Source organism: Ralstonia sp. Ralssp135 (assembly GCF_047304345.1).
Lineage (GTDB): Bacteria > Pseudomonadota > Gammaproteobacteria > Burkholderiales > Burkholderiaceae > Ralstonia > Ralstonia chuxiongensis.
In genome coordinates this window covers 86,373-102,949 of sequence record NZ_JBGLYZ010000012.1, presented here as the reverse complement: position 1 = coordinate 102,949, position 16,577 = coordinate 86,373, and the positions used below count along the sequence as shown (strand labels likewise).

General features: G+C 63.9%; 13 protein-coding genes. 7 read left to right on the top strand and 6 right to left on the bottom strand.

The genetic code is table 11. The features are described 5' to 3' along the window. The first annotated feature begins 2 nt into the window (after positions 1 to 2). Both arsA and ACCD03_RS11260 read left to right on the top strand, forming a co-directional pair. Positions 3 to 1,790, top strand: coding sequence for an arsenical pump-driving ATPase (gene arsA / locus ACCD03_RS11265; protein ID WP_413411572.1), 1,788 nt, complete (start codon positions 3 to 5; stop codon positions 1,788 to 1,790). Positions 1,791 to 2,416: 626 nt separating this feature from the next. Further along, positions 2,417 to 5,077: a PAS domain-containing protein gene (locus ACCD03_RS11260; protein WP_413411571.1), complete on the top strand. Its 2,661-nt coding sequence runs from the start codon at positions 2,417 to 2,419 to the stop codon at positions 5,075 to 5,077. A 145-nt stretch (positions 5,078 to 5,222) separates the two neighbouring features. On the opposite strand, the gene ACCD03_RS11255 is transcribed toward ACCD03_RS11260, so the two are convergent. Both ACCD03_RS11255 and ACCD03_RS11250 read right to left on the bottom strand, forming a co-directional pair. Next, positions 5,223 to 5,609: a hypothetical protein gene (locus tag ACCD03_RS11255; RefSeq protein ID WP_045203385.1), complete on the bottom strand. Its 387-nt coding sequence runs from the start codon at positions 5,607 to 5,609 to the stop codon at positions 5,223 to 5,225. A gap of 155 nt (positions 5,610 to 5,764) precedes the next feature. Continuing rightward, positions 5,765 to 6,217, bottom strand: coding sequence for a hypothetical protein (locus tag ACCD03_RS11250; RefSeq protein WP_082076019.1), 453 nt, complete (start codon positions 6,215 to 6,217; stop codon positions 5,765 to 5,767). A 617-nt stretch (positions 6,218 to 6,834) separates the two neighbouring features. Between ACCD03_RS11250 and ACCD03_RS11245 the strand changes: the two genes are divergently transcribed. From ACCD03_RS11245 to pdeM, 4 genes are read left to right on the top strand one after another with little or no spacing between them, the layout of a single operon-like run. Beyond that, a complete protein-coding gene (locus ACCD03_RS11245) occupies positions 6,835 to 7,890 on the top strand; it encodes a ligase-associated DNA damage response exonuclease (protein WP_413411570.1) in 1,056 nt (351 codons plus the stop codon). Further along, positions 7,887 to 9,533 carry an ATP-dependent DNA ligase gene (locus ACCD03_RS11240; RefSeq protein WP_413411569.1) on the top strand — a complete coding sequence of 549 codons (1,647 nt, stop codon included), beginning with the start codon at positions 7,887 to 7,889 and terminating at the stop codon, positions 9,531 to 9,533. Before ACCD03_RS11245 ends, ACCD03_RS11240 begins: the two co-directional genes overlap by 4 nt. Further along, positions 9,530 to 12,145: a ligase-associated DNA damage response DEXH box helicase gene (locus tag ACCD03_RS11235; protein WP_413411568.1), complete on the top strand. Its 2,616-nt coding sequence runs from the start codon at positions 9,530 to 9,532 to the stop codon at positions 12,143 to 12,145. Before ACCD03_RS11240 ends, ACCD03_RS11235 begins: the two co-directional genes overlap by 4 nt. After that, entirely contained in the window at positions 12,142 to 12,801 is a 660-nt protein-coding gene (gene pdeM / locus ACCD03_RS11230) for a ligase-associated DNA damage response endonuclease PdeM (RefSeq protein WP_413411567.1), read from the top strand. Before ACCD03_RS11235 ends, pdeM begins: the two co-directional genes overlap by 4 nt. A gap of 42 nt (positions 12,802 to 12,843) precedes the next feature. On the opposite strand, the gene ACCD03_RS11225 is transcribed toward pdeM, so the two are convergent. The 3 genes from ACCD03_RS11225 to ACCD03_RS11215 all read right to left on the bottom strand — a co-directional run bounded on the left by ACCD03_RS11225 (position 12,844) and on the right by ACCD03_RS11215 (position 14,225). Then, positions 12,844 to 13,086: a DUF6566 family protein gene (locus ACCD03_RS11225; protein WP_316676211.1), complete on the bottom strand. Its 243-nt coding sequence runs from the start codon at positions 13,084 to 13,086 to the stop codon at positions 12,844 to 12,846. Next, entirely contained in the window at positions 13,086 to 13,268 is a 183-nt protein-coding gene (locus ACCD03_RS11220) for a hypothetical protein (protein WP_045203391.1), read from the bottom strand. The genes ACCD03_RS11225 and ACCD03_RS11220 overlap by 1 nt, the downstream gene beginning before the upstream one ends. Before the next feature lie 87 nt (positions 13,269 to 13,355). Next, entirely contained in the window at positions 13,356 to 14,225 is an 870-nt protein-coding gene (locus ACCD03_RS11215) for a manganese catalase family protein (protein WP_045203392.1), read from the bottom strand. A gap of 142 nt (positions 14,226 to 14,367) precedes the next feature. Here ACCD03_RS11215 and ACCD03_RS11210 point away from each other — a divergent pair, with 142 nt between their 5' ends. Then, on the top strand, positions 14,368 to 15,663 hold the full coding sequence (locus ACCD03_RS11210; protein ID WP_413411566.1) for an Nramp family divalent metal transporter: 1,296 nt from the start codon (positions 14,368 to 14,370) through the stop codon (positions 15,661 to 15,663). A 33-nt stretch (positions 15,664 to 15,696) separates the two neighbouring features. On the opposite strand, the gene ACCD03_RS11205 is transcribed toward ACCD03_RS11210, so the two are convergent. Then, positions 15,697 to 16,554, bottom strand: a complete 858-nt coding sequence (locus ACCD03_RS11205) for an NAD(P)H-binding protein (RefSeq protein ID WP_413411587.1) — start codon at positions 16,552 to 16,554, stop codon at positions 15,697 to 15,699. Positions 16,555 to 16,577 lie beyond the last annotated feature (23 nt).

The window sequence follows — 16,577 nt, the reverse complement described above, 5'->3', positions numbered from 1 at the left end:
TCATGACATTGCCCTCGATCCGTACCCGTTATCTGTTCTTCACTGGCAAAGGCGGTGTCGGCAAAACCTCGCTGTCCTGTGCCACCGGCCTGGCACTGGCAGAGTCCGGACGGTCGGTGCTCATCGTCAGCACCGACCCTGCGTCCAACCTCGACGAAGTGCTGGGTGTCAGCCTTGGCCAGGTACCGACGGCCGTACCGGGCGCAAGCGGTCTGTTCGCGCTGAACGTTGATCCAGAGGCGGCTGCGCACGCTTATCGTGAGCGCATGGTGGCGCCTTACCGCAGCATCCTGCCGGCGGCAGCGATTCAGAGCATGGAAGAGCAATTCTCCGGTGCGTGCACTGTCGAGATTGCAGCGTTTGACGAGTTCTCGAAGCTCCTGGGTGACCCGGCTTCTACCGCTGAGTTCGACCATGTCATTTTCGACACGGCGCCAACCGGCCACACGCTGCGGCTGCTGACCTTGCCTTCTGCATGGGATCAGTTCATTTCCTCATCGACAGGCGGTGCCTCCTGCCTTGGCCCGCTGGCTGGTCTGGAAAAACAGAAGGCGCTGTATGCCGCAACCGTCCAGCGGCTCTCCAGTTCGGACCAGACCACCGTTGTTCTGGTGGCTCGCGCCGACGCCGCGTCATTGCGCGAAGCGAATCGAACACGCGGCGAACTCGCCGACCTCGGGATACAGAACCAGACTCTGGCGATCAACGGATTGTTCACGGATACCACCTCCGATGACCCGGTCGCGACCGCGATGGCGCAGCGCTCGGCCGAAGCATTGGCGAACATGCCTGCCGAGCTGGCTGTGCTACCGCAGACACGCATTCCCTTCCTGCCGCGCGGCACCGTTGGACTGGACGCGCTGCGGGAGATGGCTCACCCCGAGACTGTCGCGTTGCCGACCCGCCGCGACATGCCCAAAACCCGCTTGCCGCCCGGTTTGAGCAGATTGGTCGAAGACATGGCAGCCGCCGACCACGGCGTCATCATGACAATGGGCAAAGGCGGTGTCGGCAAAACCACCGTTGCTGCGGCCATTGCCGTGGCGTTGGCCCAGAAGGGGCATCGAGTCGTTTTATCAACCACCGACCCGGCCGCGCATATCGCCGCCACCATTGACGGCGTCGTACCAGGCCTGACCGTGACCCGCATCGACCCATCCCAGGAAGTGCGGCAATACACCGAAGACGTTCTCGCCAAGGCGGGCCGGCAGCTCGACGCCGGCGGGCGCGCAATGTTGGAAGAAGACCTGCGCTCGCCGTGCACCGAGGAGATCGCCGTCTTCCGAGCGTTTGCCCGCACCGTGGACGAGGGCAAGAGCGGTTTCGTGGTGCTGGACACCGCCCCCACGGGCCACACAATCCTGCTGCTTGATGCTGCCGAGGCTTATCACCGGGAAGTCATGCGTACGCAAGGAGACATGCCCGAGGCGGTGCGGCAGTTGTTGCCCCGGCTGCGCGCCGCCAGTTACACGCGGGTGCTCATCGTCACCCTGCCGGAGGCCACTCCCGTTCACGAGGCGGAGCGCCTTGCCAAAGACCTGGTCCGCGCGGGCATCAAGCCCTATGCGTGGGTCATCAACCAGTCGCTTCTGGCGAGCGGGACAACCCATCCCGTGTTGTGCGAGCGCGGGGCCTACGAGGTGCCCTTTATTCGCCACGTCGCCGACGACCTTGCACATGACTGCGCACTGGTCCCGTGGCTCGCAGAGCCCCCCGTCGGCGTCGCGGGTCTCACACATCTGATCGCCCAGAACCCTCCTGTCGAAACGGATTCATCCGCTGACGATTAACGCAAGGAAGACACGTCCCATCGCTTGGCTGCGGCGCGTTTCAACAGGGCAAGCCTGCCCAGAGCGCCGCCCCAATGCTGTAGGCCCGTTCAAACTGCATGATCAGTGAGAGGGTCTTGGGTTGTCATGATGCATCGTGCTGGGGAAGTTGGAACAGCATTGCTGGATGCGTACGCTGATCGACTTCCTGGTTGACCGGTTCGCAGTACGGCCGCTCAGAAGTGAAAGTGCACAGGCTGGCAAAAGCCAGTGAGTGGCTGCTTACCGCCAGCGAACACGCTCGCGCGACTTGACGCAGATCAAACAATTCGCTCGCCCTGCTAAGGTTTTCGTTGCTTGCGTCGATTGAAGCAGGGGCACACCACAAGCACGAGTTGCGGTGCCCGCCACCATGTCGAGGTGCAGGCAGATCTGGCGAAGAATCCATCGAGGGCCCATTCCTCTCCGCAACGGAAGAACCGCTGGCGCAGTAAATCTAGGCGCCAATCTGCACATCTGACGCAACGCGCGACCCGCGCGTATGAGTGGTGCCAGACCGAAGTCCATCTGGTCCGCAGTCGGACAGAGCCCTTGAGCAAGAAGCACTACGCATGATCCGGCCAACTCTCAAATTTCAAGCCGCGTTCTTGGCCACCATCCTCGTGGCGGCCCTGCTCTGCATCGCTTTCCTGGCCGAACGGACGAAGTTCCGCTCAGACATTCAGGTACTCATCCAGAAGCATCAACAGGCGCTCGTAAAGGATGCCGCGACTGACCTCAGGCAGCGCATGGACGATTACCTCGACATCGTTCAACGCACTGCAGCTCAGACCCGCACGGTCCACTTCGGATCTCTGCAAGACGCTCGCCGATACTTTGCGTCCATAGCGCCGACTGCCGGAATGTTTGACAGCGTGTTCCTTGTTGGCATGGACGGCAAAGTCACCGCCGTCGCCCCATACGTAGAACAGGTGGTCGGCGTCGACGTTCATGACCGCGACTACTTCAAGCAAGTCGTAGTGGTAGGACAGGCCGCCGTCTCGGCGCCGTTGCGTAACCGTATCGGCGGCGCGCCAAACATCGTGTTTGCGGCGCCGGTCTTTGACGACGCAGGCCACATGATCGGCGTGCTCTGCGCATCGTTGAGCCTGCTTCGCCCGAACTTCCTTGGCGACATGCGGACCACCCGTATCGGTGAGCACGGTTATCTATTCGTCGTTCAGCGCGGCAATGCCCCGGTATTCGTCATTCATCCGGATGACGCAAAACTCTTGGCCAATACCAGTGCGGAGCCGGACATCGAAAAGGCGCTTGCCGGACAGCCACTGGACGAGACAGCCCCGATGATCACGCTGGAGAACGTCATTGCCACGGGGTGGACGCTGGGTTCGGTCATCCCGAGAAGCGAAGTCGATGCCCCCTTCGCCGTGATGCGGCATCGACTGGGATGGGCCTCGCTGTTCCTGATTGCCCTGGTCGCATGTTCCGTCTGGGGTGGCATGCAGTTGCTGCTGCGTCCATTGCATCGGCTGCACGTGGCTTTGCGTCGGGCCGATCACTGCGAATGGGATGGGCTCACCACGCTCGACGTCGGACATGCATCCCCTGAAATCGACTCTATCGTGCGCAGCCTGCGCGCCCTCATGGGACAGGTCGTACAGCAGCGGGCGGAACTCGAAGCCGTCAACGACGCGTCCCCGCTTGGATTTTTCCGAACACGCAACGATGGCCGCACGACATACGTCAACAATGCGTACTGCAGCATCCTGGGCCTGTCCAAGGAAGACGCGCTTGCAGACTCATGGCGTGACAGGCTCGCTCCAGAAGACAAAGAGCGGGCAGAGCGCGCATGGGATGCTTCCAGGGAAGCCGGCCTCGTCTTTCGCGACCTGCAGCGCTTCTCCATACCGGGCGAGCCAGAGCGCCAGATATCGGTGACAGCTGCACCTGTTGTGGTTGACGGGGCAGCCCAAGGATATGTCGGGGTCATCGAAGACATCACACAACGTGTACGTGCCGAACAAGCAATCGGCGCACTGATGTCGATCCTGGAAGCCACGCCGGACTTCATCGCCCAAACAGACCGTTACGGGCAGCTGACCTACATCAACCCCGCTGGGCGGGCCTTCGCAGGCATACCGGCCGACAAGGCCATCAGCGAAACAACCATTACCGACTACCACCCGCCAGAAACAGTACAGTTCCTGAAGGACGTCGTGGTTCCGACCGCCCTGAGATCCGGCATGTGGATGGGGGAAACGCTTGCATACAACGCCAAGCGTGAAGTGGTTCCCGTGGCCCACACCGTCATCGTTCATCGAGACTCCGCCGGCAAGCTAGACCACTACTCCGCCCTCATGCGGGACATTCGTGCCGAAAAAGCGGCGAAGGAAGCCGTCCAACGCAACGCGGAGACTTTGCAGACCGTCACAGACGCAATGCCGGGGCAAGTGCTGTTCGTGGGCGCTGACGGTCGTTACGAGTTTGTGAACGCCGCCTATGCGAGCGAGATGGGCATGTCACGTTCGAGTCTTGTCGGTAAGACCGTTGCCGAGGTCGTGGGCCTGGCCGCTTACGAGCGCCTGCGAGAGCCATTGGAAAAGGCGCTGGCGGGTAACCCTCAAAGATTCGAGCGCGAGGAGCGCATCGGTTCCTCGCTCACGTACCAGGAAGTTCAGTATGTTCCACAGTTCCGGGCCGACGGCACCGTCATCGGCGTGCACATCCTTGTCACGGACATCACCGCCCGCAAAGAGAAAGAGGTCCGCCTGAAAGCCCTGTCGATGACGGACCACCTCACGGGTCTGCTGAACCGCGCCGGCTTTGACAACCAGATGGAGAAAGCACTTTCTTCCGACAACCGCCGCGAACTGGGCGCCCTGCTCCTCATCGACCTCGACGGGTTCAAGCGCGTCAACGACACTTACGGGCACGCAACAGGCGACGAGGTGCTGCGTGCATTTGCCGATCGCCTGCGCACCGTCACACGTCCATCCGATTTTGTTGCGCGCTTCGGCGGCGACGAATTTGCCGTCATCGTCGGGCCGGTGAACGACGACGCGTTACATAAGCTCGCCGGCCGGATCGTTTCAATTGGCGCACGGCCCTACAAGTTTGGCGAGGTCGTCATTGAACTCGGCTGCAGCGTTGGCGTGGCACGGCTGAGCCACAACGTCGATGGGGCCGTGGTGTTTTCGGCCGCAGATGACGCGCTCTATCGCGCGAAGGGCCACGGCAAGGGTCGTTACGAATTCTCCGACGACGTTGCTGTCACGGAAACCGCATCAGAGAGCAGCGAGGCTCCATAGCAACGGCGAATCTGGGTTTTTACCGCAGTCACGTGCTTCCGCTGGTGGGAAAAAATTGCCCTGCCAGCGCCTGGAAAAAACGATTCAACCTGCACCGTGGACACGGCTGCAATGACAAAGCCGGTATCGCCCTCCCATCGCGCCATCAGGACCGCTGTAGATCAACGCTCGGACGAAAGATGCCTCCCGGTACAAGCGCGCAGATATCGAAGCCCATATCGTTGTCGCCAGTCTCTTCTGCGCCCTCGAGCGCCCAGTTCGCCCAATCCTTCAATCGCCCGCAGGTACTTGCTCGAGCGTCGCTGGACTGGTGAAAGTAGACCTGCAACATCAACTCCGTCAGGTGAAATGAAAATGAATTGACCTGCTTGTCGCCCCGCGGGCCTTCTACTATCCACCACGCGTGTACATCTATTCCGCCCAGTTCATCGCCCTCAAGCCGCAAGACGGCCCGACGAGGCAGCGTTTCTGTTAGCGCATCTTGGAGTTCACGTAGACAAGTCCTTTCGGCTTCGTTGATCCGCTCGCGCATAAGGCCTCCGCATTTCCGCGCGCCCACACTCACGGGCCGCTATTCGAAGGTAGCCGCTGCGCGCTCCTATGCCTTGACGGCGCACAATCAACCGGCGTTTAGAAAGCCGATCGGTGGACAGACACACCTCAAAAACCTGTCGATAGAACTGCCGCTCAAGTCAACGGCGGCAGGGATGCGCCCCGATGGAGCGAAAAATCGTGTTCTCGGTCCTGCCGCCCCACACGAATGGCGTCTCTCTCATCAAGAAAGAAGGCGTTTGGCACGGTGAGCACCAGGTCGTAGCCCGTGTCTGCGCACTGTTCTCCGCCCTGGAATTCCAACTGGACGGACAACCATTCGCTGACCCGCCGACAGATCTCTTCCCGTCTTGGATGATTCAGTCGGCAGTACGCCTTGGCCTCAGCCACACCGAAATGCACCGCTAACGTGCATTCCTGCCGATTGCCACGGACTGTAGACATCGTCCACTTCGCTGCCACGTCGTAGCCACCGCAATTGGCACGAGCCGAATTGACGAGCGCCCCTCTGGGTAATGCACGGGACACTGAGGACTCCAGTTCCCAAAGCGTGGCGGCGACCACTTCGTCTGGTTGTTGTTCAAGCATGACGTTTCCCCGTTTTCAGCCTATTGGATGGCTTTTTCTAATAGCCATCCACGGTAAGCCGATGCTGCCCTTCGCTGGCTGATACAGATCAACCTCTAAATCTGTCGCGCAGCACGTGAGAAATGACGCTCACGGGTTTTCCGGCGCTCCAAAGCCGCCGATCGTCCTTTTTTCCCCCTCCATTGAAGAAATGGCCAACCGCCGCCGCTGCCTGGCAGCCAACCGCTCCGCGCCACCGGCGAGGAACCCTGGCATGCCGGCTGCTTCCGCCCACGGAGCGCAACGGAGGCCACGCATGCATCACGCATTACGAGTGACAAAGCGAACAGCAGCAGGTTGGCTGCTCTTCCTGGCATCGACGGGCGGCAGCGGACTTTCGCTTGCGCAGCCTACTGAGCCGCGCCCGGCATCGCCAGACGTCGCTCCAGCGGCCCTACCGAAGACCGCAAAACGCTCCTTGTCGCGATATCCGGACACCATGCCGGCCTCCGCGCCTGATCTGTCTACGCCGCAGGCCCCGGCGGCCCGGCCGACATGCGTGGCGAGCCTGCGCATAAGCAGCCATTGCGTTAATGTTGTCGCCAAAACCTGATAGGGGTCTCAAATGAGAGCGAGTGATGACCAGCGCAGCAGAACTGATCGTGACAACGCCCAAAGGCCTGTACTGCCCAGTAGGCGACTTCTACATTGACCCTTGGCGGCCGGTTGACCGAGCCGTCATCACGCACGCCCACAGTGACCACGCCCGCATCGGGCACCAGCATTACCTCGCTGCCGCGCCTGGTGCGGGTGTGCTGCGTGCGCGCCTGGGTGACGACATCCCCCTGCAGACGCTGCCGTACGGGGAATCCATCGTCCATCACGGCGTCCGGTTGAGCTTTCATCCGGCGGGGCACGTGCTCGGGTCCGCGCAGGTGCGGCTGGAATACGGCGGCGACGTGTGGGTCGTGTCCGGCGACTACAAGGTCGAGGCGGATCGCACCTGCACGCCGTTCGAGCCGGTGCGCTGCAACACATTCATCACCGAATCCACATTCGGACTGCCGATCTACCGCTGGCGGCCGCAGACCGAGATCTTTGCGCAGCTCAACGCATGGTGGCGCGGCAATGCCGAAGCTGGCCGCGCGAGCGTCGTGTTCTGCTATGCGTTCGGCAAGGCCCAGCGCATTCTGTCGGGGCTCGATACCGGCATCGGGCCAATTGTTTCGCACGGCGCCATGCTGCAGTTAGACGCCGCCTATCGGCACGCGGGCGTAGCGCTCCCACCCACGCAACTGGCGACCGACGTGCCCCGCACTGAATTGCGACGCGCGCTCGTGCTGGCGCCACCCTCCGCCCAACGCACGCCGTGGATGCGCCGTTTTGGTGACTATGCCGATGCCTTTGCCAGCGGCTGGATGCAGCTTCGCGGGGCACGCCGGCGGCGCGGCGTCGACCGCGGTATCGTGCTGTCCGATCACGCAGACTGGCCTGGCTTGCAGCAAGCCATTGATGCCACGGGCGCCACGCGGGTCTATGTCACGCACGGGCAGGTGGCGCCGATGGTGCGCTGGCTGTGCGAGCGTGGCCTGGATGCGCGCGCCTTCGCCACCGAATATGGCGACGACGGCGAAGAAGGCGATGCAGCCGAAGCACGCGACACGTCCGCGCCAGTGGAACCGCCCGCGCCATGAAAGCCTTTGCCGATCTGTACGCGCAGCTCGACGCCACCACATCGAGCAACGGCAAGTTGGCCGCACTGGTGGCCTACCTGCGCACCGCGCCCGATGCCGATGCCGCCTGGGCGGTCTACTTCCTGGCCGGCGGCAAGCCCCGCCAGTTGGTGCCCGTGCGTGTGCTCGCAAGCTTTGCCCAGACCACATCCGGCCTGCCCGAATGGCTGTTTGACGAGTGCTACCAAGCCGTAGGCGACCTGGCGGAGACGATCGCCCTGGTCCTGCCCGATGCGGATCATGCAGACGACACCAGCCTGGCCGAGTGGATGGAAGCGCGCCTGCTGCCATTGCGTGGTCAGCCGCCCGAGGTGGTGCTGCCTCGCCTTGCGGAACTGTGCCGGGGCCTTCCGCTGCAAGCGCGGCTGGTGTTGATGAAGCTGATCACGGGGGCGTTTCGTGTGGGGGTGTCAAAATTTCTCGTCACGCGCGCGCTGGCCGAAGTGGGCGGCACCGACCCCAAGCACGTGGCGCAACGGCTGATGGGCTATACCGACATCGGCCAGGCACCCACCCCCGAGCGCTATCGCGCGCTGCTGGCCGATGCCAGTGCCGATGGCCATGCGCTCGATACCGGGCACCCGTATCCGTTCTTTCTTGCGCATCCGCTGCAGGCCGACGCGCAAGCCTTCGACACACTGCTTGGCCCACCCACTGAATGGCAAATCGAATGGAAGTGGGATGGCATCCGCGCGCAACTCGTGCGCCGCGCCGACCGCGCATGGCTGTGGTCGCGCGGCGAAGAGCTCATCACCGATCGTTTTCCCGAGCTGTCCGCCATGGCGGAGGTATTGCCCTCGGGCACCGTGCTCGATGGCGAGATCGTGGTGTGGCAAGCGGGCCGCGTGCAGCCCTTTGCGCTGCTTCAGCAACGCATCGGCCGCAAAACGCTGAACGCGCGCGTGCTGCGAGAAGCACCGGCAGTGCTGCTGGCGTATGACCTACTCGAATGGCAGGGGCAGGATTTGCGCGAGCGCACGCAAAGCGAACGGCGCGCGCAACTCGAACGTGTGATTGCCGAATGCATCCATCCGGCGCTGGAGCTGTCTCCGCTGCTTCAAGGCGACGACTGGCAGCATCTTGCGCAGCAGCGTGAAGCCTCCCGCGAGCTTGGCGTGGAGGGGCTGATGCTCAAGCGGCGCGACGCACGCTACGGCGTGGGGCGCACCAAGGATGTGGGCGTGTGGTGGAAGTGGAAGATCGATCCGTTCTCGGTCGATGCCGTCCTGATCTATGCGCAGCGTGGCCACGGCCGGCGCGCGAGCCTGTACACCGACTACACCTTTGCCGTATGGGATGCACCGCCCGAGGTGCCCGAGCGCAAGCTGGTGCCCTTTGCCAAGGCGTACTCCGGCCTGAGCGACGCAGAGATCCGCCAGGTCGACGCGTTGATCCGCAAAACCACGGTGGAGAGCTTCGGCCCAGTGCGCAGCGTAGCGCCCACCCTGGTGTTCGAACTCGGCTTTGAAGGCATTGCACGCAGCGCGCGCCACAAGAGCGGCATCGCTGTGCGGTTTCCGCGCATGCTGCGCTGGCGCCATGACAAGCCCGTTGCCGAAGCTGATACCTTGCAGACGCTGGAAAGCCTGCTGCCGCCGTCATGAACGAACCCGCAATGCCCGATCTTGATGCATGGTTTGCCGCGCGCGGCTGGGCGCCAATGCCGTTCCAGCGCGCCGTGTGGTCGGCAATGGCGCGCGGGGAATCGGGCCTGCTGCACGCCACCACGGGTGCGGGCAAAACCTATGCGGTGTGGCTCGGCGCGCTGCAGCGGTTGGCGCAAGTGCGCGGGCGCGGCGGCGCGCCACCGTTGTCGGTGCTATGGCTTGCACCCATGCGCGCGCTGGCGGCCGACACCACGCGCGCATTGAACGAAGCTGCACAGGCGCTGGCACCGCACTGGACTCTGGGCTTGCGCACCGGCGACACCGGCAGCGCCGAGCGTGCCGCGCAATCGCGCCGTTTGCCCACCGCCCTGGTGACAACACCCGAAAGCCTGTCGTTGCTACTCGCGCGTGCTGACGCCCGTGAAGCGCTTGGCTCGGTGCGCGTGGTCATCGTGGATGAATGGCACGAACTGGTCGGCAACAAGCGTGGCGTGCAGGTGCAATTGGCGCTGGCACGATTGCGCGCGTGGTCGCCGGGGCTCGTCGTGTGGGGGCTTTCCGCCACGCTGGGCAACCTGCCGGAAGCCATGGATGCGCTCAGCGATGCCGGGAACCCCACCACCGGAACGCTGGTGCAAGGCCACCTGCCCAAGCGCATGGAGATTGATACGTTGCTGCCGGATGGCGTAGGCCGGTTTCCGTGGGCCGGACACCTGGGCATGGCGATGCTGCCCCACGTGCTTGAGGAGTTGGAAAGTGCCCGCACCGCGTTGGTTTTTCTCAATACGCGCTCGCAGGCGGAGCTGTGGTACCAGGCCGTCATCAATGCGCGGCCGGAATGGGCGGGGCTGATTGCGTTGCATCACGGCTCACTGGACCGCTCAACGCGCGACTGGGTCGAGACCGGGCTCAAGCAAGGCATGCTCAAGGCGGTGTTCTGCACGTCAAGCCTCGATTTGGGCGTCGACTTTCTGCCGGTGGAACGCGTCCTGCAGATCGGCTCACCCAAGGGCGTGGCGCGGCTGTTGCAGCGTGCAGGGCGATCGGGCCACGCGCCGGGCCGGCCCTCTCGCGTAACGGTGGTGCCCACGCATAGCCTTGAACTCGTGGAAGGTGCGGCCGCGCGCGCGGCCGCCATGTCGGGCCACGTGGAAGCCCGCACCTCGCCGCACAAGCCGCTCGATGTGCTGGTCCAGCATCTGGTGACGGTGGCGCTGGGCGGCGGCTTCGTGCCCAACGCGCTTCTGGAAGAAGTGCGCCGCGCCTGGGCCTACCGAGACTTGCGCGACGACGAGTGGCAATGGGCGCTCGACTTCGTGCGACAAGGCGGCCACTCGCTCACCGCATATCCCGACTACCACCGCGTCACGCCAGATGAACACGGGGTCTGGCGCGTGCCCGATGCTCGGCTCGCGCGGCGGCACCGCATGAGCATCGGCACCATCGTCAGCGATGCAACGATGACCGTGCGCTGGTGGCGTGCTTCCGGCGGCGGTGCCCTGGGGTCGATCGAGGAAGGTTTCATTGCCCGGCTGCGCCCTGGCGACAACTTCCTGTTTGCGGGCCGCCTGCTGGAACTGGTGCGCGTGCAGGACATGACGGCCTATGTGCGGCTTGCCACCGGCAAACGTGCTGCCGTGCCCCGCTGGAACGGTGGTCGCATGCCGCTTTCCACCGAGCTGGCGCACGCGGTGGTGGCGCAGCTTGATGCGGCGGCACATGCGCGTTTCGACAGCCCCGAAATGGAAGCCGCGCGCCCGCTGCTGGAGCTGCAGGCGCGCTGGTCTGCGCTGCCCACCACCGCAACGCTGGTGGCCGAAACCCTGCACTCCCGCGAGGGCTGGCATCTCTTTCTCTACCCGTTTGCCGGGCGGCATGCCCACCTCGGGCTGGCAAGCTTGCTGGGCTGGCGCGCCGCCAATCGCACGCCGGCCACGTTTTCCCTGGCGTTCAACGACTACGGCCTCGAACTCCTGTCGGCCACGCCCATCGACTGGCCCGCGTTGCTGGCCAGCGGCGAACTCTTTTCCACCCACACGCTCCTGCAGGATGTGCTGGCCAGCCTCAACGCCGGAGAACTCGCGCAGCGTCGCTTTCGTGAGATCGCACGCGTATCGGGGCTGGTGTTCCAGGGCTACCCCGGCGCGCATAAAAGCACCCGCCAGTTGCAGGCGTCGTCCGGCTTGTTCTATGAAGTGTTCCGGCGCCACGACCCCGGCAACCTGCTGCTGTCGCAAGCAGAAACGGAAGTGCTGCGCCAAGAACTGGACCTCGACCGCATTGAATCCGCCCTCATCCGCATGCGTGGTTTGCGGCTTGAACTGTGCGCGCTGACCCGGCCTTCGCCGTTCGGCTTTCCGTTGATGGTGGAGCGTTTTCGCGAGCAACTCTCGACCGAGAAGCTGGCGGATCGGATCGCGCGCATGCTGGCCGAGGTCGAGCGTGCCGCAGGCCCCGAGCCGACCGATCCAGATGCCGCAACACGGCCAGAAATCGAGACAGACGTACAGGCCGCGTTGCGCTTGACTGAGTCGCCCGACACAGCGGGCAAATCCAGCCGCCGCACCCGCAGGCCACGCAAGATATCGAAGCCGCTTCCACTGCTATGAGCGCTCCCCAAAACCTCGTCATCCACTGCGCGGGCGAGACCGTATGGCTTCTGCCCGAACGCGCGCTCTGGTGGCCCGCGCAACGCATGCTGATGGTGGCCGATGCGCACTTCGGCAAGGCGGCGACGTTCCGCGCGCGCGGCGTTCCGGTGCCTGCCGGAAGCACAGTCCAGGCTATCGCCCGCCTGGATGCCATGCTGGCGCGACTGCCCGTCGGACATATTGCGTGGCTGGGCGACCTTCTCCACGCGCGCGAGGCACAGGGCGCAATCGACGCGCTCGTCGCCTGGCGCATACGGCACGCCGACATAGCCTGCACGCTGGTCCGCGGCAACCACGACCGCCACGCGGGCGACCCGCCTGCTGGCCTGCGCTTCAACGTGGTGGAAGAGCCTTGGTCGATTGGCCCATTCGCGCTATGCCATGAGCCGCAGGTGGTGCCGGATCGCTACGTCATTGCCGGCCACGTGCACCCGGGCGTTGTCATCAGCGGACGCGGAAAAGATCGGCTCCGGCTACCGTGCTTCCGCTTTGGGCAAAGCGGAGCGCTGCTACCCGCATTCGGCGAGTTCACAGGGTTGTGGACCGCACCTGTTGCGCCGGGCGAAGCGCTCTATGGGGTGGCTGACGACCGGGTCTGGCCACTGCTCAGCTAGACGACGCAATTTGGCTGTAGGCCCAGCGCCCAGACTCACAACTCAAGGCCGGTCATGCGTGAGCAGCAGGCGGGCCTGTTCCATGCCGTCGCGAATGGCCTCGCCTTCGGTATGCCAGCCGCGCCACGTCTGGGATATTTCTCGGATTTGGAACTGCCGCTTGCCGTTTGCGACAGCAATGCGCGGCACCCACACGCCCTGCGCGTCCTGCTCCGCGCTGACTGTGACGGTATGGCCGGCACACTCGAACCGCTCCTCTCCTTCGTGCGCTGTATTACTCGTCATCATCGCCTTCCGTTCAAGAAAGGATGCGGCGGATTGACGCCCGAATACATCAGCGCGAGTGGTTGCGCGCCTGTCCCGAACACGCCGGCGGGCAAGCCACGGGCGAGGGAATACATGGCAATCACGGCAAGAGTGAGCGCTGCGATCGCAAGCAGTTCTTGCATATGCATGAGCGTCTCCATGTTTGTTCAAGCTTGAAACGGCCGGTAATTGACGCAGACGCAATGCCCAGGCCCGAGTGACGAAGCACCCGAGCCCGGGCGCGGTTGTCACGCCTTCTTTTCACCAAGCTCCGCACCGGTGGTGGGATCGACAGCCGGGTCCGAAGCCAGACGCGTCTTCATGGCTTCGAGCGCTTCCAACTCGGCATCGGTCAAATTGACCGATGCATTGCCGTCGCCACCGTCAACGGGCACCGGCGGGTCCGCGACCAGCTCAAGCCCCGTGCCGCTATTCCACGGTGCCTGCACGATGGGGCCGCCGCGCGACATTTTGAAATACGCGTCACTGAACTCCGGTACCGGCGGCAGCTTGCCCGGAGGGAAGTTGCCGTTGATGGCGTAGAGCGCCTTCTCGAACGACTTCTGGTGCGACACTTCGCGCGTCATGAGAAAGCCGAGCGCATCGCGCACGCCGGGGTCATCGCTCACGTTGATCAACCGTTCGTAGATGATCTTGGCGCGTGCTTCGGCGGCAATGTTCGAGCGCAGATCGGCCGTGGGCTCGCCTAGCGAATCGATGTAGGCGGCCGTCCACGGCACGCCCGCCGAGTTCGTCAACGACGGGCCGCCGCCATAGAGCACCTGCGTCACATGGCTGTCATTACCGGCGCCATTGAGCTTTCGATACAACTCCGCCTGCTCGTCCACCGCTTCCGCCAATTCTCCTTTCGCACCGCGATTGAGCATGGCGACGATGGTGCCGATGATCTCCAGGTGGCTCAGTTCCTCCGTCGCGATGTCGTAGAGCATGTCCTTGCGGCCTGCATCTTCTTCTGCCACGGCTTGCGTGAAGTAGCGCATGGCGGCAGCAAGCTCGCCTTGCGGGCCACCGAACTGTTCCAGCAACAGGTTGGCCAAGCCTGGATCGGTTTCGCTAACCCGAACGGTGTACTGCAATCGCTTGTTGTGCATGAACATGGGTGTTCTCCGGGAATGAGTGGGTGCCTTCATGGCGCGTCCCTTCTCCGCAACACCCGTTCCATCGCACGCCGCACGCTTGCCCTGCGCGATCAGGTACGCGCGTTGCGAAGGGCCCTGCGCCACCTATCCCGGAGATTCCATGGACGACAGTCTCGCGCTGGAACGCGACACCTCTTCTGCATCGCGATGCGTCGTCGCCCACGCGCGCGAAGCGCTGGAAGGCCGGCGACGTGGCTGGCGCACGTTCATCCCGTTTGTCGGGCCGGCTGTGGTGGTTTCAGTCGCGTATACCGACCCGGGCAACATCGCCACCGGCATTGAAGCTGGTGCGCGATACGGGTATCAGTTGCTCTGGGTTGTGCTCGCATCCAGCGTGGTGGCGATGCTGTTCCAGATGCTCTCTGCACGGGTGGGCATTGTGACGGGCCAGAATCTGGCGCAGCTCTGTCGCACGCATTTGCCGGCTCCTGCCGGCCTCGGCATGTGGCTGATCAGCGAGCTTGCGGCCATGGCGACCGACCTTGCGGAGTTCGTCGGTGCCGCGGTCGGCATCGCGCTCCTGACGGGAATGCCGTTGCCGCACGCCATGGTTATCGCCGGTGTGCTGACCTATCTGCTGCTGACGTTGCAGGCGCGCGGGTTCCGCCATGTCGAGCTGATGATCGGCGCGCTGGTGGCCGTGATCGGTATCTCTTACATCATCCAAGTGTGGATCTTGCCTGTTTCGTGGACGGCCGCGCTCCGGCAAACCCTGGTGCCTACTGCGCTGCCTCCCGATGCGTTCATGTTGGCGGCAGGCATCGTCGGGGCCACGGTGATGCCGCACGCGCTCTTTCTGCACTCGGGGCTGGTCAATGCGCGTGTGCGCCCGCGCTGTGCGTCGGAGACGTCGCAACTGCTTCGGTATTCCAACCGCGAGGTGGTGGCCGCGCTAGCCGCTGCCGGCTGCATCAACCTGGCCATGGTGATGGTGTCGGCGGGCGCGTTTCACGGCACACATGCGGAGGTGGCCGGCATTGAGGATGCCTACGTCACGTTGGCGCCGCTGTTCGGGGCATCGGCCGGGCTGGTGTTTCTGATCGGGCTGATCGCGTCGGGGTTGTCCAGCTCAGTGGTCGGCACACTGGCAGGGCAGATGGTGCTGCAGGGTTTCCTGCGTGTGCGCTTGCCGGTGTGGATGCGCCGGCTGATCACCATGGTGCCTGCGTTCATCGTTATCGGGGCGGGTATGGATGTCACGCGAGCCCTTGTGCTCAGCCAAGTCATTCTGAGCATGGTGGTGCCGTTTCCCATGGCTGCCCTGATCTGGTTAGCGCGCCGGCCCGACTTGATGGGACAGCATGTAGCCGGTCACGGTCTGGTTGTGCTGGCTACGGTAGGCGCCGTGCTGGTGGCGGGGTTGAACCTTGCGCTTCTCGCCCATCTCGTCGCATAGCAATGTGCGACGGTGCTCATTTCGGCGGTCTGATCACGCGTGCGCCGCCTGCACTGCCGCCGCTGCAATGAAATCTGCCAACGAGACATGGCCGCGCACAACGTCGCCCGACATGTCGAAACCCTCGTCCAGAGTCACGGCGGTCATCCGTACGTAGGCGCGGGCAGCTTCATCGGAGAAGCCAAGCCCTTTGTAGATCGCGTCCCAACGGTCGCGCGGTGCAACCTCCACCGCCACGCCACGGCCAAGTGTGCGCGCCATGGCCTGTGCAACATCCCGCGGTGTGTAGCGCTGCGGGCCCTCCACATAGCGCACACCTGCGTCGTCAACTGGTGTCAGGAGCCGCGCCGCCGCTGCCTCGCCCAGGTCGAGCGGGGCCACCATTGGCATCGGCATGTCTGCGGGGAACATGCTCGGCAGCTTGCCCGTCTGCGCAACTGTCTGAAGCAGGCCGGCCCAGTTGGTCATGTAATAGGCGCCACGATTGATTGCGGCCGGAATTGACTGGCGACGCAAGCCCTCCTCCAACTCCCACAGCGTCGTCAGATCGCCGATGCCCTGCCCGGGGCGCGCGCCATAGGTTGACGCGGCCACCACCTTCTCCAGCCCTGAATCCTCCAGCGCGGCGAGGATGTTGGCGATCGTCCGGCGCTCCGTCGCGTCGGTGTCGCCGGCAACATCCGCGGGTGGGTTGAGCAGAAATGCGCGCTGCCCGCGCCGGAATGCCGCCCTTAACGAATCGACGTCCTCCACGTCGGCCATCGCGACCGCCGCGCCTTTTTCCCGCCAATGATCTGCGCGCTCCGGCCGCCGGGTCAGGATCGTCACCTGCTCCCCTCTCGCCAGCAGCGTTTGCGCAACGGCGGCCCCCACGTGTCCGGTTGCACCCATTACCACGTACATCGCGCGTCTCC

Coding starts and splice junctions, on each gene's coding strand:
- ACCD03_RS11235 (WP_413411568.1), top strand. CDS start 9,530: ATGAACGAACCCGCAATGCCCGATCTTGATGCATGGTTTGCCGCGCGC.
- ACCD03_RS11240 (WP_413411569.1), top strand. CDS start 7,887: ATGAAAGCCTTTGCCGATCTGTACGCGCAGCTCGACGCCACCACATCG.
- ACCD03_RS11250 (WP_082076019.1), bottom strand. CDS start 6,217: ATGCTTGAACAACAACCAGACGAAGTGGTCGCCGCCACGCTTTGGGAA.
- arsA (WP_413411572.1), top strand. CDS start 3: ATGACATTGCCCTCGATCCGTACCCGTTATCTGTTCTTCACTGGCAAA.
- ACCD03_RS11215 (WP_045203392.1), bottom strand. CDS start 14,225: ATGTTCATGCACAACAAGCGATTGCAGTACACCGTTCGGGTTAGCGAA.
- ACCD03_RS11255 (WP_045203385.1), bottom strand. CDS start 5,609: ATGCGCGAGCGGATCAACGAAGCCGAAAGGACTTGTCTACGTGAACTC.
- ACCD03_RS11245 (WP_413411570.1), top strand. CDS start 6,835: ATGACCAGCGCAGCAGAACTGATCGTGACAACGCCCAAAGGCCTGTAC.
- ACCD03_RS11210 (WP_413411566.1), top strand. CDS start 14,368: ATGGACGACAGTCTCGCGCTGGAACGCGACACCTCTTCTGCATCGCGA.
- ACCD03_RS11220 (WP_045203391.1), bottom strand. CDS start 13,268: ATGGAGACGCTCATGCATATGCAAGAACTGCTTGCGATCGCAGCGCTC.
- ACCD03_RS11225 (WP_316676211.1), bottom strand. CDS start 13,086: ATGACGAGTAATACAGCGCACGAAGGAGAGGAGCGGTTCGAGTGTGCC.
- ACCD03_RS11205 (WP_413411587.1), bottom strand. CDS start 16,554: ATGGGTGCAACCGGACACGTGGGGGCCGCCGTTGCGCAAACGCTGCTG.
- pdeM (WP_413411567.1), top strand. CDS start 12,142: ATGAGCGCTCCCCAAAACCTCGTCATCCACTGCGCGGGCGAGACCGTA.